General features: G+C 36.7%; 18 protein-coding genes. 17 read left to right on the top strand and 1 reads right to left on the bottom strand.

Going from position 1 to position 17445, the window contains the following annotated elements; genetic code table 11:
* Positions 1 to 72: 72 nt before the first annotated feature.
* The 12 genes from DQN23_RS08100 to dltD all read left to right on the top strand — a co-directional run bounded on the left by DQN23_RS08100 (position 73) and on the right by dltD (position 10625).
* Complete coding sequence (locus DQN23_RS08100) at positions 73 to 1017, top strand: carbohydrate ABC transporter permease (RefSeq protein WP_020917514.1); 945 nt, start codon at positions 73 to 75, stop codon at positions 1015 to 1017.
* Complete coding sequence (locus DQN23_RS08095) at positions 1017 to 1862, top strand: carbohydrate ABC transporter permease (RefSeq protein WP_020917513.1); 846 nt, start codon at positions 1017 to 1019, stop codon at positions 1860 to 1862. The genes DQN23_RS08100 and DQN23_RS08095 overlap by 1 nt, the downstream gene beginning before the upstream one ends.
* A gap of 321 nt (positions 1863 to 2183) precedes the next feature.
* Positions 2184 to 2375 carry a hypothetical protein gene (locus DQN23_RS08090; RefSeq protein WP_020917511.1) on the top strand — a complete coding sequence of 64 codons (192 nt, stop codon included), beginning with the start codon at positions 2184 to 2186 and terminating at the stop codon, positions 2373 to 2375.
* 11 nt (positions 2376 to 2386) lie between these two features.
* Entirely contained in the window at positions 2387 to 3028 is a 642-nt protein-coding gene (gene bglS / locus DQN23_RS08085; RefSeq protein WP_111713010.1) for a beta-glucanase, read from the top strand.
* A 158-nt stretch (positions 3029 to 3186) separates the two neighbouring features.
* Positions 3187 to 3981, top strand: a complete 795-nt coding sequence (locus DQN23_RS08080) for a helix-turn-helix domain-containing protein (protein WP_111713009.1) — start codon at positions 3187 to 3189, stop codon at positions 3979 to 3981.
* Positions 3982 to 4306: 325 nt separating this feature from the next.
* Positions 4307 to 4996, top strand: a complete 690-nt coding sequence (locus DQN23_RS08075; RefSeq protein WP_043895131.1) for a response regulator transcription factor — start codon at positions 4307 to 4309, stop codon at positions 4994 to 4996.
* Positions 4990 to 6150, top strand: a complete 1161-nt coding sequence (locus tag DQN23_RS08070) for a sensor histidine kinase (protein WP_164496881.1) — start codon at positions 4990 to 4992, stop codon at positions 6148 to 6150. The genes DQN23_RS08075 and DQN23_RS08070 overlap by 7 nt, the downstream gene beginning before the upstream one ends.
* A gap of 9 nt (positions 6151 to 6159) precedes the next feature.
* The gene (locus DQN23_RS08065) at positions 6160 to 6282 is read left to right on the top strand and encodes a teichoic acid D-Ala incorporation-associated protein DltX (protein ID WP_111713008.1); all 123 of its coding nucleotides are present in this window, start codon (positions 6160 to 6162) and stop codon (positions 6280 to 6282) included.
* A gap of 15 nt (positions 6283 to 6297) precedes the next feature.
* Positions 6298 to 7836 carry a D-alanine--poly(phosphoribitol) ligase subunit DltA gene (dltA, locus tag DQN23_RS08060; RefSeq protein WP_020917505.1) on the top strand — a complete coding sequence of 513 codons (1539 nt, stop codon included), beginning with the start codon at positions 6298 to 6300 and terminating at the stop codon, positions 7834 to 7836.
* The gene (gene dltB, locus DQN23_RS08055; RefSeq protein WP_020917504.1) at positions 7833 to 9095 is read left to right on the top strand and encodes a D-alanyl-lipoteichoic acid biosynthesis protein DltB; all 1263 of its coding nucleotides are present in this window, start codon (positions 7833 to 7835) and stop codon (positions 9093 to 9095) included. Before dltA ends, dltB begins: the two co-directional genes overlap by 4 nt.
* 32 nt (positions 9096 to 9127) lie before the next feature.
* Positions 9128 to 9367 (top strand): D-alanine--poly(phosphoribitol) ligase subunit DltC, encoded by a 240-nt coding sequence (gene dltC, locus DQN23_RS08050; protein WP_015695707.1) that lies wholly within the window; start codon positions 9128 to 9130, stop codon positions 9365 to 9367.
* Positions 9360 to 10625: a D-alanyl-lipoteichoic acid biosynthesis protein DltD gene (dltD, locus tag DQN23_RS08045; RefSeq protein ID WP_111713007.1), complete on the top strand. Its 1266-nt coding sequence runs from the start codon at positions 9360 to 9362 to the stop codon at positions 10623 to 10625. Before dltC ends, dltD begins: the two co-directional genes overlap by 8 nt.
* 58 nt (positions 10626 to 10683) lie before the next feature.
* Here the strand turns inward: dltD and DQN23_RS08040 are convergent, their stop codons facing one another.
* Positions 10684 to 11565, bottom strand: coding sequence for a LysR family transcriptional regulator (locus tag DQN23_RS08040; protein ID WP_020917502.1), 882 nt, complete (start codon positions 11563 to 11565; stop codon positions 10684 to 10686).
* 156 nt (positions 11566 to 11721) lie between these two features.
* On the opposite strand from DQN23_RS08040, the gene DQN23_RS08035 reads away from it, so the two are divergent.
* From DQN23_RS08035 to DQN23_RS08015, 5 genes are all read left to right on the top strand, one after another.
* The gene (locus DQN23_RS08035; RefSeq protein WP_058814259.1) at positions 11722 to 13344 is read left to right on the top strand and encodes a malolactic enzyme; all 1623 of its coding nucleotides are present in this window, start codon (positions 11722 to 11724) and stop codon (positions 13342 to 13344) included.
* A gap of 21 nt (positions 13345 to 13365) precedes the next feature.
* Positions 13366 to 14637 carry a 2-hydroxycarboxylate transporter family protein gene (locus DQN23_RS08030; RefSeq protein WP_020917500.1) on the top strand — a complete coding sequence of 424 codons (1272 nt, stop codon included), beginning with the start codon at positions 13366 to 13368 and terminating at the stop codon, positions 14635 to 14637.
* Between the two features lie 256 nt (positions 14638 to 14893).
* On the top strand, positions 14894 to 15820 hold the full coding sequence (locus DQN23_RS08025) for a metal ABC transporter substrate-binding protein (RefSeq protein ID WP_058832832.1): 927 nt from the start codon (positions 14894 to 14896) through the stop codon (positions 15818 to 15820).
* Between the two features lie 42 nt (positions 15821 to 15862).
* Positions 15863 to 16576, top strand: a complete 714-nt coding sequence (locus DQN23_RS08020) for a metal ABC transporter ATP-binding protein (protein WP_013852281.1) — start codon at positions 15863 to 15865, stop codon at positions 16574 to 16576.
* Between the two features lie 10 nt (positions 16577 to 16586).
* Positions 16587 to 17405, top strand: a complete 819-nt coding sequence (locus DQN23_RS08015; protein ID WP_230318133.1) for a metal ABC transporter permease — start codon at positions 16587 to 16589, stop codon at positions 17403 to 17405.
* The last annotated feature ends 40 nt before the right edge of the window (positions 17406 to 17445 follow it).

Here is a 17445-nt window from a genome sequence, read left to right as displayed (position 1 = left end):
AGCGAATTAGAAAATCGATTCCAGATGGAAGGTATTCTGACTTGCTCCTCGTATTTTGGAGGAGTGATAAAGATGAAAAAAAGACGTAAGCGTATAGATTATGGGAAATGGGGATATATTTTCATCCTTCCCTTCTTCCTAATTTTCTTCATTTTCTCTTTTATACCTTTGGTGGACACCATTCGGTATAGTTTCTTTGAATATTATCGTTCAGGGATGACAGAGATTGGGCCTAATTTTGTTGGGCTAAAAAACTACGTAAGCTTATTGCATTCAGATATGTTGAAATATGCGGCAAATACCATGATTATGTGGTTGATTGGTTTTATTCCACAGATTGTTATTGCCTTGCTACTTGCCAACTGGTTTGTTGATGCAAGACTTAAAATTCGTGGACGACAATTCTTTAAAGTTGTCATTTACTTGCCAAACTTAATCATGGCGTCAGCCTTTGCCATGTTATTCTTCACACTCTTTTCAACAAATGGTCCTATCAATTCTATCTTGGAATCACTTGGTTGGATTAAAGAACCGATTGATTTCATGGGATCTGCTCTTGGAACACGTTCATTGGTTGGTGTGATGAACTTCTTGATGTGGTTTGGTAATACCACAATCATGTTGATGGCAGCTATTATGGGAATTAGCCCAGATATTTTTGAAGCCGCTGAAATCGATGGTTGTAACAGTCGTCAACGTTTCTTCTATATCACTTTGCCAATGATTCGACCTATTTTGGCTTATACCTTGATTACGTCAATTATCGGTGGTTTGCAAATGTTCGATGTTCCGCAAATCTTGACTAACGGACAAGGCTCTCCAGACCGTACATCAACAACCTTGATTATGTTCTTGAACAATCACTTGAAGAGCAAGAACTACGGTATGGCAGGCGCACTATCAGTTTACCTCTTTGTGGTGAGTGCGATTCTTTGTTGGTTCGTTTATCGTATGACTAATAATGAACTTAAAGCGACTAAACACCAATTGAAACACAAAGGTAGAAAGGTGAAATAATGTCAACAAAAGCAAAAAATAGATTACGTGTTATTGTGGCACATTTTGTGTTAATTACCTTATCATTTATGTGCCTGTTCTTCTTTTATATCTTGATTATCAATGCGACACACTCACATGCTGAGTTGCAAAAAGGTTTCTCAGCACTACCTGGTGGTTCTTTATTTGATAACCTGAGTAAGGTAGCTAATGATGGTAGCTTCCCGATGTTTCATGGGATTTTGAACAGCTTGATTATTTCAGGATTGACAGCTGCGATCTGTACTTATTTCTCAGCTTTGACAGCTTATGGTTTGTATGTTTATGACTTTAAGTTGAAAAAAGTTGCCTTTGCGTTCATTTTGGCGATTTTAGTTATGCCAACACAAGTTACTTCAATGGGTTTCTTGCGTTTAATCACTAACATGGGAATGTATGATAGTTGGCTTCCATTGATTATTCCATCAGTTGCTTCACCAGCGGTATTCTATTTCATGTATAGTTACTTGGAATCATCATTACCAATTTCATTGGTAGAAGCGGCTCGTATTGATGGATCAAATGAATTTAGAACATTTAACACGATTGTTCTTCCAATTATGAAACCTGCTATCGCAGTTCAAGCGATCTTTACCTTTGTTGGTTCTTGGAATAACTACTTCATTCCAGCCTTGGTTATTCAAACGAAGAGCAAGATGACTGTGCCAATTTTGATTGCAACATTGCGTGGTGCAGACTACATGAACTTTGATATGGGTAAAATTTACACAATGATTTTGGTGGCTATTGTGCCAATTATTATCGTTTATCTTTTCCTTTCAAAATACATTATTGCCGGTGTGACACTCGGTGGTGTTAAGGAATAGGTTTATAGAATAGGTTTATAAGAAAAAAAGGAGATTTTATGACTAAGAAAGATGTAGTAAAGTACATTTGCTACGTGTAGTTTACAAGTTGGAGCTGGTTTAGTATCAGCAGCTGAAGTGGGTAATGTTTCAACACTTGATAATGTTCCTGCCCTTACGAATACACAAACCACAGATACTAATGACCTTACTAGTGAAACAGTAAATACGTCTATAACTGATGACAATACTACTCAGTCAGTGATTGACTCAACAAATCAAGTGAACACAAATCAGGTAGTAACTTCTGATACTAGTGTGTAAAATCAGGAAAACTTGAGCTTGACGTCTACAAATGACCAAGTTAATCTCACAACAACTACCGAAGATTCTAGTCAAGCAGGAACTCAAGATGCACATACAGGCGACTACCATGAAGATTTTAATACTTACGATGATACGACAATGGAGCGTTCTGACTGGTTCAATGGGAATCCATTAAAAAGGGAAAACCATAATATCAAGAAAGCGTAAATGGTAAGAACATGAAGATAAACGAACAAGCACATTTTAAGACAAGATTTGACAGTTACGATGCCTCATACATGGAATTACGGACAGGAGCAAATGGCGATATGTTTGATTGCGTCTGGCAGCCTGACAATGTGAATTTTGATGGTGATGGTTTAAGTTTAAAAATCGATCGTGATGCTGATGGCTACACTGGCGGTGAGTGGCGCACGAGAGAGTATTTCCATTATGGTCTTTATCAAGTTCGCACGAAAGCCATTAAAAATACTGGTGTTGTAACATCATTTTTCACTTACACTGGACCAACAGATGGAACAAAATGGGATGAAATTGATATTGAGTTTCTTGGAAAAGATACGACAAAAGTTCAATTCAACTATTTTACAGATGGCATTGGCAATCATGAATTCCTTTATGACCTAGGGTTTGATGCATCAGAAGAGTGGCACACTTATGGTTTTGAATGGCGAAAAGACCACATCACTTGGTATGTGGATGGTAAAGCTGTTCATACAGTGACTGAAAATCTACCAAGCACGCCAGGTAAAATCATGATGAATGTTTGGCCAGGTATTGGTGTTGATAACTGGCTTGATCCATATGATGGCAAAACACCTTTGTATGGATATTATGGCTGGATTAGCTATGATGAATAATCTTCTTTATATTTAAGAGTTATGTTCAGCAATAAAGTCTCCGATGGAGACTTTATTTTGTCTCACTTCCATTTTTTCCACTTTATTTTTATCAAATCTGCAAGAATATGGTAAAATGAAAAGAAAATGGTAATCGTTTACAAAAAAGGGGATTGGAAATGAATTATAAGGATGAATGGAGACTTTTAGCAATTAGTGATAGTTTGGATGATGTGGAACATCGTCCCTTAACTGAGGAATTTTTATTCTATCAAGCGGTAGCTACGGGAGATGTTGAAGCGGTCCGCAAAAATTGTGAACAAGAACGTTTTGTATCAGAAGATGGTGTGGGAACTTTGTCACGTAACCCCATTACCAATTTGAAATATCACTTTGTCATTACGACAGCTATGATTACACGCATGTGTGGTCAAAATGGTATGGAATTAGAACAAGCTTTTAGACTGAGTGACTTTTATATTCAAAAATTAGATGACCTTCACACGGCACAAGAAGTTCAAAATTTGCACGAAGAGATGGTTATTGATTACACAGAACGCATGCGACGTGAAATTCAAAAAGATGTCATTTCAAAACACGTTTCAGATTGTAAGGATTATATCTATTGCCACGTGAAAGAACGCATTACGGTTGAACAGTTAGCCAGCGAATTTGGTATTTCAGCAAGCTATTTATCACGCTTATTCAAAAAGGAAGTTGGCGTGTCCGTAAGCACTTATGTTAAAAATAAAAAAATAGAAGTTGCAAAAGACTTATTGAAATTCAGTGATTATTCAATGATTGAAATTGCGAATCATTTATCATTTTCATCACAAAGTCACTTTATTCAACAGTTTAAAGAAGTTGTGGGCATTACGCCGAAAAAATATCGTGATACGCATCATAATGTTAAATGGAATGAAAAGATTTGGTCAGAAGGTGACAAGGCTAATAGTTCTTCTGAAGCTATGTAATACACACAAACATAGTATGTGATTGAAAATGTAGAGTCTGAGGCATTTGCCACAGGCTCTTATTTTTTGCCAAACTTACAGCTCTGTAAGGACATTTTTTTAGATTGGATATAAACTAGAATCAAAGAAATTGCCACATTTTTGCCATAAATTTTCATCAGTTTACACGGACTTTCTGGGAGAGGCTTATTTATAATGGTTTGGTATAAGTCCATGTGAGGCTGATATATTTTTAAACAGGCAATCTTAAAAATTAAGAAAATTTCAAGGTTAATTCAATTTTGGCGTTTTATACTAGATTTTGAGTGAAAAGGGGGAGAGCCAGTTGAGAATTTTAGTGGTCGAGGATGAGAAAGGAATTGCGGAAGCTATTCAAGCCATTCTTGAAAATCACCGTTATGAAGTGGATTTGGTTTTTGATGGTGAGTCTGCACTGGATTATATATTAACGGGACTTTATGATTTGGTTCTTTTGGATATTATGTTGCCAAAACTTGATGGTGTCAGTGTGTTGAAGCGCGTGCGCCAAATGGGAATGGAAGTTCCTATCATTTTTTTGACAGCCAAATCTCAGTTAGAAGACCGTGTTTTGGGACTTGATTTGGGTGCTGATGACTATATGATTAAGCCATTTGAGGCAGAAGAATTATTGGCACGAATTCGTTTGCGGACTCGTCAATCGTCTATTACGCAAGTGAATCATCTCAAGTTTGGCAATTTGATTTTGAATCTGGACACGAGAGAATTAAGCGTGGCAGAGCGCGAAGTTAAGTTGTCTAATAAAGAATTTCTGCTGATGGAAACTTTCTTGCGAAATTCCAAGAAGATTATCCCCAAAAACCAATTAATTTTGAAGGTCTGGGGACCTTTAGATGAATCCGATTATAATCAACTGGAAGTCTTTATCTCCTTTTTACGTAAGAAACTTCGTTTCTTGGCAGCCAGTGCTGTTATTAAAACGACCAAAGGCGTTGGTTACTCGCTAGAAGATGGAGAGAAAGAAGGCTCATCATGAGGAATCTTCGGCTAAAATTTGTCTTGATTACGATGTCCATGTTAACCACCATGGTTTTGGTGTTATTGGTCATTAGTGAACGTTATAACAAATATTGGGATGAGTATGATACTTATCGGATTGTTAAATTGGTGGCTGCTAATGGTTACGTCAAAGAAAATACTGACGAAGCCATTGCTTTTGTTATTATTGATGAAAATGACAAACCAGATATTCAAGTTAACAACACTTTTTTAACAAATAAAGAGGTTAAAGAAGTCAGCAAAGATTTGTTAAACAGAGGGAAAAAGAGTTGGAAATGGTATGATTACATCTATTCTTTGAAGGAAAAGAAAGATGGAACCTGGCAACTTGTCTTTATTGATTTTTCAAGCTATTCAGCTTCCTATGCTCAAGTTTTTCTGGTTACTGTTTATGTTATTTTTGGTCTTCTTTTGCTTACGGGAGTTAGTATCTACCTATCACGTTTTATCGTTCAACCAGCACAAGCTGCGATTGATCGCGAAAAACAATTTGTTTCAGATGCTAGTCATGAGTTGAAGACACCGATTGCTTCTATTCGTGCCAATGCTCAAGTATTGCAAAATCAAATCGCTCCTAACCGTTATTTGAATCATATTCTTTCAGAAACAAAGCGCATGGAACATTTGATTCAAGAGTTGCTTGGCTTGTCTAAACTTGATGACAAAGATGGTAGAGAACATTTTGAAAAAGTTAATTTATCAAGTATCTGCCAAGAAATGATTCTAAGTTACGAAAGTCTAGCCTATGAAGAGGGCAAATTAATCGAAGATCAAATCGCTGAAAATATTGAAATTCTTGGTCAAGAATCTCAGTTAAAGCAGTTGGTTACCATTCTTTTGGATAATGCTATTAAGCATTCTTTGGACAATGGAAAGATTACCGTAGAGTTGTTGCAAGAAAAGAAAACAGCACTTTTACGAGTGTCAAATCCTAGTCTGGTCTATCCAGATGAGGTTTTGAAAAATCTTTTTGAACGTTTCTATCAAGCAGAAGATTCCCGCAATAGCAGTTCAAGTTTTGGTTTAGGTTTGGCGATTGCCAAAGCTATTGTAGAAAAACATAAAGGCAGTATCACTGTCAGTCAATCCGATGACCAGTTAACATTTGAAGTACAACTACCACTTAAATAAGGAGTTTAAATGAAAGATATCACTCGATTTGTATTAAAAACCTTGTTTTATTTTGTGATTTTTATGGTTTTAATTTATTTTTTCAGTTATCTTGGTCGTGGTCAAGGTAATTTCATCTACAATGAGTTTTAGAAAGGTAAACGGTTCATGTTACACGATATGATTGAGAGAATTGAGCATTTTGCTCAGACACAAGGAGATTTCCCTGTCTATAATATCTTAGGAGATGTTCACACTTATCGCGATTTAAAGGAAAATTCAGATTCGCTTGCAGCTTATATTGATTTTTTGAAGCTGGAAGAAAAATCTCCCGTTCTTGTTTTTGGAGGACAAGAGTATGACATGTTGGCTACTTTTGTGGCATTAACAAAATCTGGACATGCTTATATTCCTGTTGACCAACATTCAGCTCTGGAACGCATTGAAGCGATTTTAGAAGTGGCAGAGCCAAGTTTGATTATTGCTGTAGGTGATTTTCCTTTAGAAATAACGAATATTCCAATGATTACGCTTGACCAATTACAAACGATTTTTGCTCAAAAAACGGACTATCAATTGACTCACTCTGTTAAAGGCGATGACAATTATTATATTATCTTTACGTCTGGGACAACAGGAAAACCAAAAGGGGTGCAAATCTCACACGACAATCTCCTAAGTTTCACTAATTGGATGATTTCTGACAAAGAATTTTCAGTGCCAGAACGACCACAAATGTTGGCGCAGCCGCCTTATTCGTTTGATTTGTCAGTTATGTATTGGGCACCAACGCTAGCCCTTGGAGGGACACTTTTTGCACTTCCAAAAGAATTAACAACAGATTTTAAACGACTCTTTACAACCATTAATGAATTGCCGATTGGGGTTTGGACATCAACACCATCATTTGCTGATATGGCTATGTTGTCAAATGACTTTAATCAAGAAACATTGCCACATTTGACGCATTTTTATTTCGATGGGGAAGAGTTAACAGTAAAAACAGCGCAAAAATTGCGTAGCCGTTTCCCGAAAGCACGCATTGTTAATGCTTATGGTCCGACAGAAGCTACTGTTGCCCTTTCTGCGGTAGCTATCACCGATGAGATGCTAGCAACTTGCAAACGTCTGCCGATTGGTTACACCAAAGCAGATTCACCAACTTTTGTCATTGATGAAAATGGCAAAGCTTTGCCAAATGGCGAGCAAGGTGAAATCATTGTCTCTGGTCCTGCTGTTTCAAAAGGGTATCTCAATAATCCTGAACGCACACAAGTTGCTTTCTTTGAATTTGAAGGCTTGCCAGCTTATCACACTGGAGATTTGGGTGTGATGACTGACCAAGGCATGCTCCTTTACGGCGGACGCATGGACTTCCAAATCAAATTCAACGGTTACCGTATCGAGCTTGAGGAAGTTTCACAAAATCTTAACAAATCAGAATATATCAAGTCAGCTGTCGCTGTTCCGCGTTACAACAAAGACCACAAGGTACAAAATCTTCTAGCTTATGTGGTGTTAAAAGAAGGTGTCGCAGAACAATTTGACCGTCAATTGGACATCACTAAAGCGATTAAGGAAGACTTGAAAGATATCATGATGGATTATATGATGCCTTCAAAATTCCTTTACCGTGATAGCTTGCCGCTTACACCAAATGGTAAAATCGATATCAAAGGCTTGATGAACGAGGTAAATAGCCGATGATAGCATTTCTTCATCAGTTGCCACACTTAGAGGCTTACGGCAATCCGCAGTATTTTCTTTACCTGATTGTGGCTGTCTTACCTATTTTTATCGGATTATTTTTCAAAAAACGATTTCCTGTTTATGAAGCTTTGGTTAGCTTAGCTTTCATTATTTTGATGCTGACAGGGAAAAATCTTTATCAGATTGTGTCTCTTTTAGCTTACGTGGTTTGGCAAATTTTTCTGATCTTTTCTTACAAGACTTATCGGAAAAAATATAATAACAAGTGGGTATTTTACCTCTGGGTCTTCTTAGCTGTCTTTCCACTAGCGTGGACTAAGATTACCCCTTTGATGACCATTGATAAACATCAATCGCTCTTTGGATTTTTAGGGATTTCTTACCTAACTTTCCGTGCAGTTGGCACAATTATGGAAATGCGAGATGGTGTCTTAAAAGAGTTTAGTTTGTGGCAATTTTTGCGTTTCCTTCTCTTTATGCCAACTTTTTCAAGTGGACCAATTGATCGCTTCAATCGCTTTGATGAGGATTATAAAAATATTCCTGACAAAGATGAACTGCTTGATATGCTTGAAGAAAGTGTTCGTTACTTGATGCTTGGATTTCTTTACAAGTTCATCCTAGCTTACATTTTTGGAACGCTATTTATGGCGCCGCTAAAAGAAGAAGCCCTGGAAATGGGCGGAGTCTTTAACATTGCTACGCTAGGTGTTATGTACACCTATGGTTTTGATTTATTCTTTGACTTTGCGGGTTATAGCATGTTTGCGTTAGCTATTTCAAATCTTATGGGGATTAAAAGTCCAGTTAACTTTAATCAGCCTTTTAAATCACGCGATTTGAAAGAATTTTGGAATCGTTGGCACATGAGTTTATCTTTTTGGTTCCGTGATTTTGTTTTCATGCGTTTGGTTAAGGTCTTGGTTAAGCACAAAATCTTTAAAAATCGCAATGTCACATCAAGCGTCGCTTATATTATTAATATGTTAATCATGGGATTTTGGCATGGGTTAACATGGTACTATATCGCTTATGGACTATTTCATGGTGTAGGTCTTGTGATTAATGATGCTTGGGTTCGTAAGAAGAAAAAAATCAATCGTGAGCGCAAAAAACAAGGACTCTCACCTTTGCCTGACAACAAATGGACACAAGGTCTTGGTATTTTCATCACCTTTAATGTTGTGATGTTATCATTCTTACTATTTTCAGGTTTCTTGGATCAATTATGGTTCCCACAATCACCTGTAAAATAATAACAATTCATTATTGTAAAGGAGTTTAGCAAATGGATATTAAATCAGATGTATTAGCAATTATTGATGATCTTTTTATGGAAGATGTTTCAGATATGATGGATGAAGATTTGTTCGATGCGGGTGTGCTTGATAGCATGGGAACTGTCGAATTAATCGTTGAATTGGAAAGTCATTTTGATATTGATATTCCAATTTCAGAATTTGGGCGTGATGATTGGAATACCGCTAATAAAATCATTGCTGGAATAGAGGAACTTCGCAATGCTTAAACGCCTTTGGCAAATTTTAGGACCAGTTATTTGTGCCTTTTTGCTAGTTGTCATTAGTCTGGGTAGTGTCTCGCTTTCGAATAAATCGCACTCCCTAAAAGTAGAAAAGAAAGACGCGGTTTCGCTAAGTAAGACAGGATTTAAGAGTAAGTATAAAAAAGTACGTGCCTTAACAGATCCAAAGCACCGTTTTGTTCCGTTCTTTGGATCAAGTGAGTGGCTGCGCTTTGACAAAATGCACCCATCGGTCATTGCTGAGGCTTACAATCGTTCTTACACGCCGTATTTGCTTGGTCAAAGAGGTTCTGCCTCATTGACGCATTTTTATGGCATCCAACAAATCAATAATGAGTTGAAAAATAAACAAGCCGTTTATTTCATTTCTCCTCAGTGGTTTACAGCTAAGGGTGCCAATGCTGCCGCTTTTCAAACTTATTTTAGCAGTGGACAAGCCATTGATTTCTTGCAAAATCAAAAAGGAACAGCTTATGACCGCTACGCTGCTAGACGTTTCTTGAAACTTTACCCAGATTCTTCTTACAAGGAAATGATGGAAAAAGTGGCTGAGGGTAAAAAATTATCAACAGCTGATAAACGAAAACTCAAAACCCAAAGTATCATTTACCAGAAAGAAGATGCCTTTTTCAGTCGTGTTTCTCTTATCGATCATTATGATGGTAAGGTTGTCTCTCAAGCTAAAAAGTTACCAGATGCCTTTTCATATCAACATCTAGGGAAATTGGCGACAGCTGATGGTAAAAAAGCAAGTAGTGGTAATACCTTCGGAATCGACAACGGTTTTTATGATATTCGTATCAAACCGAGATTGAAAGACTTAAAAAATTCTCAACGTAAATTTAACTACTTAAAATCTCCAGAATACAACGATTTGCAGTTGGTATTGAATCAATTTGCCGAAAATAATACTAATGTTCTTTTTGTGATTCCTCCAGTTAATAGCAAATGGTCTGATTATACTGGACTTAACGAAGACATGTACCAAAAAGCTGTTGCTAAGATTAAATATCAATTGCAAAGCCAAGGTTTTAAAAATATTGCAGATTTCTCAAGAGATGGTGACAAAGCTTACTTTATGCAAGATACTATCCACATGGGATGGAATGGTTGGGTCGCAATGGACAAAGCTGTTAATCCATTCTTGAACAAAAAACAAAGCAAGCCAAACTACCAAATCAACGACCAATTTTTAAGTAAAAAATGGGCTAAATACACTAAAGAGTCCGATTCATTCTATTAAAAATTCAACAATACAACATGAAAAAATCAACCCGAATTTGGGCTGATTTTTTACTTTTTTACGATACTTTTTCAATCAAGTCAATTAATTTCTTAGTTTCTTCTGACAAAACAGCGTGTTTTGAGTGGGCATAGCTAACGTAAAATGTGATGCTATCTTCTTTGACTAAAGAGATTTTGACCAGTTGGTCAGAATCGCTAGTTAGAGCAATGTCAGAAAGAAGTGAGATGCCCATATTTTCAGCGACCATTTGCTTGATGACAGACACATCATCGATTTTGAAAAGGACAGATGCTTGGTCATGATAGCGATGATTTAACTGATTAAAGGCTGTTAGATGAATATTGTGTTCGTCCAGCAGAATAAATTTCTCAAAGAGAATTTCTTGGAATGACAACTCTTTTTTATTTGCCAGTGGGTGATTTTTAGAAAGAACAACATAAAAATCCTTAGTAAAGAGCTGATGAATGACTAGTTGATCATTTTTTAAGGGTGTTAGTGAACCTAGCAGACTAAAGTCAATTTGCCCGTTGAGAAGTTTCATCATGAGGCTTCGTGAGCCACCACGGATAGCTTTAACTTGAGAGAAGGGCTCGAGATTCTCATTTTGCTCCAGCAATTCCGTCAAAATATAGTTGCAGATAATCGGCGGAAAACCAACAGTCATCATGGGATTTAGTGATTGATGCACCTCATTAACAGCCGTTTTGATTTGCAGTAAGACATCTTCAACGTGACTTTGAAAAATATCTCCTTGCAAGGTTAATTCAGCCGTGCGGTGTGATGGGTCTTTGATGATTAAATCACAACCTAATTCTGTTTCCAAGCGCTTGATAGCGTAAGAAATCGTTGGTTGACTGACTTTGAAATATTGTGCAGCACCAGTATAAGATTTTAATTTTCCAAGCTGGTAAAAATATTCTAAATCACGTAAATTCATGCTTACCTCCTTGCCTTATTTTACCATAATCTTTTAAAACTTATTATAAATATTATTTATCAAAACTATGGCGTTTGACTATAAGAACTGGAACAGTTTATAATGACCCGCATAAGAAATTTCTTCTTATTTAATACATCTTTAGGAGGATACGTCATGCGTGGACATGATATTTTAAACAACCCATTCTTAAATAAGGGTACTGCTTTTACCATGGAAGAACGTAAAGAACTAGGATTGCTTGGTATTCTACCACCTTACGTTCAAACAATCGAAGAACAAGCTGAACAAGCTTATCAACATTTCTTGCGTAAACCATCAAATCTTGAAAAACGCCATTTCTTAATGGAAATTTTCAACACAAACCGTACGCTTTTCTACTACCTATTCAACCAACACATCGTTGAATTTAACCCAATCGTGTATGACCCAGTTATCGCTGAAACGATTGAAGAATATAGCGAATTGTATGTTGACCCACAATACGCTGCTTACCTTGATATTAATCACCCAGAAAACATCGAAGAAACACTAAAAAATGCTGCTGGTGACCGTGACATTCGTTTAATCGTTGTGACAGATGCCGAAGGAATTCTTGGTATTGGTGACTGGGGTGTCCAAGGTGTGGATATTTCTGTTGGTAAATTGATGATTTACACAGCTGCTGCTGGTATTGACCCTGCTTCAGTTATGCCACTTGTTATCGATGCTGGTACAAACCGTAAAGAACTTTTGGAAAATCCAATGTATCTTGGTAATCGTCACGAACGTGTCACTGGTGATAAATACTATGAATTTATCGACAAATTCGTTCAAACAGCTGAAAATATGTTCCCTAAATTGTACCTTCACTGGGAAGATTTCGGTCGTTCAAATGCTGCTAACATTCTTAACAAATACAAAAAAGAAATTCCAACATTTAACGATGACATCCAAGGTACTGGTATCGTTGTTCTTGGTGGTATCTTCGGTGCTATGGACATCACTGGTGAAAAACTAACTGACCAAGTTTACCTTTGCTACGGTGGTGGTTCTGCTGGTGCTGGTATTGCTGACCGCGTTCACGCTGAAATGGTTTCAGAAGGTTTGACTCCAGAAGAAGCTTACAAACACTTCTTCATGATTGACAAACAAGGTCTTCTTTTTGATGACATGGAAGATTTGACACCTGCTCAAAAACCATTTGCTAAAAAACGTGAAGACTTCGCTGATTGTGGTGACATGACTAGCCTTCTTAACGTTATTAAAACAGTTAAACCAACAATCTTGGTTGGTACATCAACTGATGCTGGAGCCTTCACTAAAGAAGTGGTTGAAGCAATGTGTGAAAACACTGAACGCCCAGTTATCTTCCCAATTTCTAACCCAACTAAGAAATTAGAAGCAACAGCCAAACAAGTTATCGAATGGTCAGACGGTAAAGCCTTCGTTGCGACTGGTGTGCCTTCAGGTACAGTAAGCTACAAAGGCGTTGATTACCAAATAGGTCAAGCAAACAATGCCCTAATCTATCCAGGTCTTGGTCTTGGTATGTTGGCTTCTGAAGCATCACTTCTTACAGATGAAATGATTGGTGCTGCAGCTCACTCACTTAGTGGTCTTGTAGATCCAGGTCAACCAGGAGCACCTGTTCTTCCTCCATTCCAATACGTTGCTGAAGTGTCAATCAAAGTTGCGGAAGCTGTTGCTAAAAAAGCTCAAGAACAAGGCTTAGCTCAAGCTGAAGAAAAAGACATGGCTAAAGCTGTTCGCGACCTTAAATGGTATCCAAAATATTAGTTTAGGAGGATAACCATTCGTATGAAAAAATTAAAAGATATTAAAATTGCAGGTCTTTCTCTACCGCTTTATACGGCTCTGGTTATCATTTTAGCTGTTGTTATTGCTATGGGAAAACTACCGCTCAACATGGTTGGAATTACTTTCATGTTGGTCGTTTTAGGACATCTTTTCTACTTTCTTGGTGAACGATTACCATTTTGGAATACTTACCTTGGTGGTGGGTCAGTCTTTACCTTGCTGTTAGCCGCAATCTTAGCTTCAACAGGATTGATTCCAAAATCAGTTATCTCAGCCACTTCTAGTTTCATGAGTGATTGGGGCTTTCTAGATTTTTATATTGCAGCGCTTATTTGTGGCTCAATTCTAGGAATGAACCGCAAACTTTTGGTGAAAGCCTCTGCTAAATTCATTCCTGTCGCTCTTTTATCAATGGTTATCGGTTTCTTTGCTACTGGTGCTGTTGGGGCTTTGCTCGGTCAAGGCTTTGGACATTCTGTCATGTACATTTCATTTGCCCAAATGGCAGGAGGAATGGGTGCAGGAATCGTGCCATTATCCAAAATCTATGCGGCTGGATTGCACACAGATGCCTCATCAATCTTGTCACAATTAGCCCCAGCAACCACGCTAGGAAATATTTTTGCCATTATCGGTGCCATTGTGTTGGCGCGTGGATTTGCTAACACCAAATTCAATGGGCACGGTGTGCTCATCCCTGTTGACAAAGACGATTTGAAAAAATCTGAAGCTCCGCTTGACCCTACAAAAACCGGTGTCGGAATGATGCTTGCCTTTGCCCTTTTCCTTATCGGCGTTATCTTAAATGCCTTTATTCCAAAAGTGCACAGCTATGCCTTTATGATTATTATTGTCTTTGTTCTCAAAGCGCTTGATATTGTACCAAAACCATTAGAAGAAGCAGTGGTTATGTTTAATCGTGTGATTATGACTAACTTGACACACGCTGTTTTGGCAGGTATTGGGCTTTCAATGATTGATTTGAGTTCATTAGCGCAAGCCATGACATGGCAATTTGTCCTTATCAGTTTAACATCTGTTGTGTCAATGGGACTTGCTAGCTGGATTTTGGGACAGGTTCTCGGTATGTATCCAGTTGAAACAGCTATCGGTGCTGGGATGATTAACAATTCCATGGGTGGCACAGGAAATATCGCTGTGCTTTCTGCGGCGGACCGCATGGAAATGATTGCCTTTGCCCAAATGGCAAACCGCCTAGGCGGCGCAATTGTCCTCATCCTAGGAGGAATCCTTATCCAATTTTTACATTAATTCAACAACTTCTGGAAAAATATTCATTCTTGTTCTTTGGCAAGAGTGAATATTTTTTAGATGATATAATAACCATGTAAGCTATCTGTAGTGAGTTGAAAAATGACTAGAAAGTTCTAGTCATTTTTTTAAGCTCTAAATTTTGATCAACTTATTTTTAAATAATATTTGACACTGCAACTAAATTAAGTTATATTAAATATAAAATTAATCGCACTTAATTTTTAAATATAAATATTTTATGGGGAGTTCTATAATGAAAAAGATAACATCACTCATATGTTTATTACTAATAATATGTATTTTGGGAGCATGTGCTACTACAAGGACATCAGAAAAGAATAAGTTAAATGTTGTTGTGACTAATTCTATATTATCTGATATTACTCAAAACATTGGTAAGGATAAAATAAACTTACACAGTATTGTTCCTATTGGTCAGGATCCACATGAATATGAGCCACTTCCTGAAGATGTTAAAAAAACAACAAATTCAGATATTATTTTTTATAACGGTATCAATTTAGAGACTGGTGGAAATGCATGGTTCACCAAATTAGTTAAAAATGCTCATAAAGAAGCTAATAAAGACTATTTTGCGGTAAGCGATGGTATTGATGTCATATATCTTGAGGGAAAGAATGACTTAGGAAAAGAAGATCCACATGCATGGTTAAATTTAGAAAACGGTATTATTTATGCAAAAAACATTGCGAAACAATTGATAGCTAAAGATCCTAAAAATAAAGAATTTTATACCAAAAATCTTACCAGCTATATTAATAAACTTGATAAATTAGATCAGGAAGCTAAGCAAAAATTTTCAAAAATCCCAGAAAATAAAAAATTAATTGTTACAAGTGAAGGATGTTTTAAATATTTTTCTAAAGCGTATGGCGTGCCATCAGCCTATATTTGGGAAATTAATACTGAGGAAGAAGGAACACCTGAGCAGACTACTAGCTTAGTTAGGAAATTAAAAGAAGGACCAACGCCGTCAGCATTATTTGTGGAGTCAAGTGTTGATGACCGTCCAATGAAAACAATTTCTAAAGAAACAGGAATTGGGATCTATTCAAAAATTTTTACGGATTCTATTGCTAATAAAGGTGAAGAAGGGGACAGCTATTATAGTATGATGAAGTGGAATTTAGATAAAATAGCCGAAGGATTATCTCAGTGATGATATGTATGATAAAGTTGGTGAAACTATGAAAGGAGACAAATGATAGAGATACAAGGATTAAATGTTATTTATAATAATGATTATCAAGCCTTAGCTAATGTGTCAATTACTTTAGAAGAAGGAAATATTATTGGTGTTATTGGACCAAATGGTGCAGGGAAATCAACTTTTATGAAAGCACTATTAGGGTTGGTTTCTTGTACAGGAATGATTACTATTTCACACGAAAGAGTTAATAGTTTACGTGGGAAAGTGGCTTATGTTGAGCAAAAAAGTCATGTTGACTATCATTTTCCTATTACTGTTAAGGAGTGCGTATCCCTTGGTACTTATCAACGAGTTGGACTTTTTCGACATTTAAGGAAAAAAGAGTGGGGAAAGGTTGAGAATGTTTTAAGGCAAGTAAAGTTAGAAGAATTTAGTAATCACCCTATTTCCACTTTATCCGGAGGACAATTTCAACGAATGTTAATTGCTCGATGTTTGATTCAAGAGCAAGATATTCTTTTTCTAGATGAACCGTTTGTTGGGATAGACCTGGTGAGTGAACAAATTATTATGAATTTATTGCAATCACTAAGAAGAGAGGGAAAAACGATTGTGATTGTTCATCATGATTTAAGTAAGGTATCGGATTACTTTGATAAAGTAGTCATTTTGAATAAAAAGTTGGTAGGCTATGGGAACGTAGCTACTACTTTTACTCCTGATGCTTTAAAAAAAGCTTATGGGGATTCGATTGTTGTATTATAAGAGGGTATTTATGGAATTTATTAACGATTTAATGACCTATCATTTTTTACAAAATGCTTTGGTAACGGCTGTTGTTATTGGAATTGTTTCAGGAGCTATTGGCTGCTTTATTATTTTACGTTCAATGTCACTGATGGGAGATGCAATCTCACATGCAGTATTACCCGGAGTAGCTATATCTTTTATTTTAGGAATTAACTTTTTTATTGGAGCAGTTATCTTCGGTATATTAGCTTCTTTCATCATAACTTTTATTAAAGAAAATAGTGTTATTAAAGGGGATACAGCTATTGGTATTACGTTTTCATCTTTTCTAGCGTTGGGTGTTATTCTGATAGGAGTAGCCAACAGTTCAACAGACCTCTTTCATATTCTATTTGGAAATCTTTTAGCCGTACAAGATAGTGATAAATGGGTTACTATAGTTATTTCAGGAATTGTAATAGGGTTTCTTATTATTTTTTTCAAAGAATTGTTAGTAACCTCTTTTGATCCAATTTTAGCGGAATCAATGGGGATGAATGTCAAATTTTTTCACTATCTTTTGATGGTACTATTAACTTTAGTTTCTGTAACAGCGATGCAGAGCGTAGGGACTATTTTAATTGTAGCAATGCTGATTACCCCCGCAGCAACAGCCTATCTTTATGTGAATAGTCTTAAGGCGATGGTACTCCTATCATCAGGAATTGGAGCGATTACTTCGATTATAGGGTTATTTTTAGGCTACACGTTTAATATAGCAGTAGGCTCTAGTATCGTTTTAACCTCAGCCTTTATCTTCTTAGTTAGCTTTTTCATATCTCCAAAACAATCTTTTATGAAGTGACATTAGGTAAACAATGTATCCTAATAGAAATTAAAACCTA

The organism is Streptococcus lutetiensis (assembly GCF_900475675.1).
GTDB lineage: Bacteria > Bacillota > Bacilli > Lactobacillales > Streptococcaceae > Streptococcus > Streptococcus lutetiensis.
The sequence above is the reverse complement of the archived record's forward strand: the minus strand, read 5'-3'. Positions and strand labels throughout refer to the sequence as shown.

Bases quoted from the DNA above. Each gene is read 5' to 3' on its own strand.
- DQN23_RS08040 (WP_020917502.1), bottom strand. From the start codon at position 11,565: ATGAATTTACGTGATTTAGAATATTTTTACCAGCTTGGAAAATTAAAA.
- DQN23_RS08030 (WP_020917500.1), top strand. From the start codon at position 13,366: ATGAAAAAATTAAAAGATATTAAAATTGCAGGTCTTTCTCTACCGCTT.
- bglS (WP_111713010.1), top strand. From the start codon at position 2,387: ATGAAGATAAACGAACAAGCACATTTTAAGACAAGATTTGACAGTTAC.
- dltC (WP_015695707.1), top strand. From the start codon at position 9,128: ATGGATATTAAATCAGATGTATTAGCAATTATTGATGATCTTTTTATG.
- dltB (WP_020917504.1), top strand. From the start codon at position 7,833: ATGATAGCATTTCTTCATCAGTTGCCACACTTAGAGGCTTACGGCAAT.
- DQN23_RS08065 (WP_111713008.1), top strand. From the start codon at position 6,160: ATGAAAGATATCACTCGATTTGTATTAAAAACCTTGTTTTATTTTGTG.
- DQN23_RS08025 (WP_058832832.1), top strand. From the start codon at position 14,894: ATGAAAAAGATAACATCACTCATATGTTTATTACTAATAATATGTATT.
- DQN23_RS08080 (WP_111713009.1), top strand. From the start codon at position 3,187: ATGAATTATAAGGATGAATGGAGACTTTTAGCAATTAGTGATAGTTTG.
- DQN23_RS08015 (WP_230318133.1), top strand. From the start codon at position 16,587: ATGGAATTTATTAACGATTTAATGACCTATCATTTTTTACAAAATGCT.
- dltD (WP_111713007.1), top strand. From the start codon at position 9,360: ATGCTTAAACGCCTTTGGCAAATTTTAGGACCAGTTATTTGTGCCTTT.
- DQN23_RS08020 (WP_013852281.1), top strand. From the start codon at position 15,863: ATGATAGAGATACAAGGATTAAATGTTATTTATAATAATGATTATCAA.
- DQN23_RS08095 (WP_020917513.1), top strand. From the start codon at position 1,017: ATGTCAACAAAAGCAAAAAATAGATTACGTGTTATTGTGGCACATTTT.
- dltA (WP_020917505.1), top strand. From the start codon at position 6,298: ATGTTACACGATATGATTGAGAGAATTGAGCATTTTGCTCAGACACAA.
- DQN23_RS08100 (WP_020917514.1), top strand. From the start codon at position 73: ATGAAAAAAAGACGTAAGCGTATAGATTATGGGAAATGGGGATATATT.
- DQN23_RS08035 (WP_058814259.1), top strand. From the start codon at position 11,722: ATGCGTGGACATGATATTTTAAACAACCCATTCTTAAATAAGGGTACT.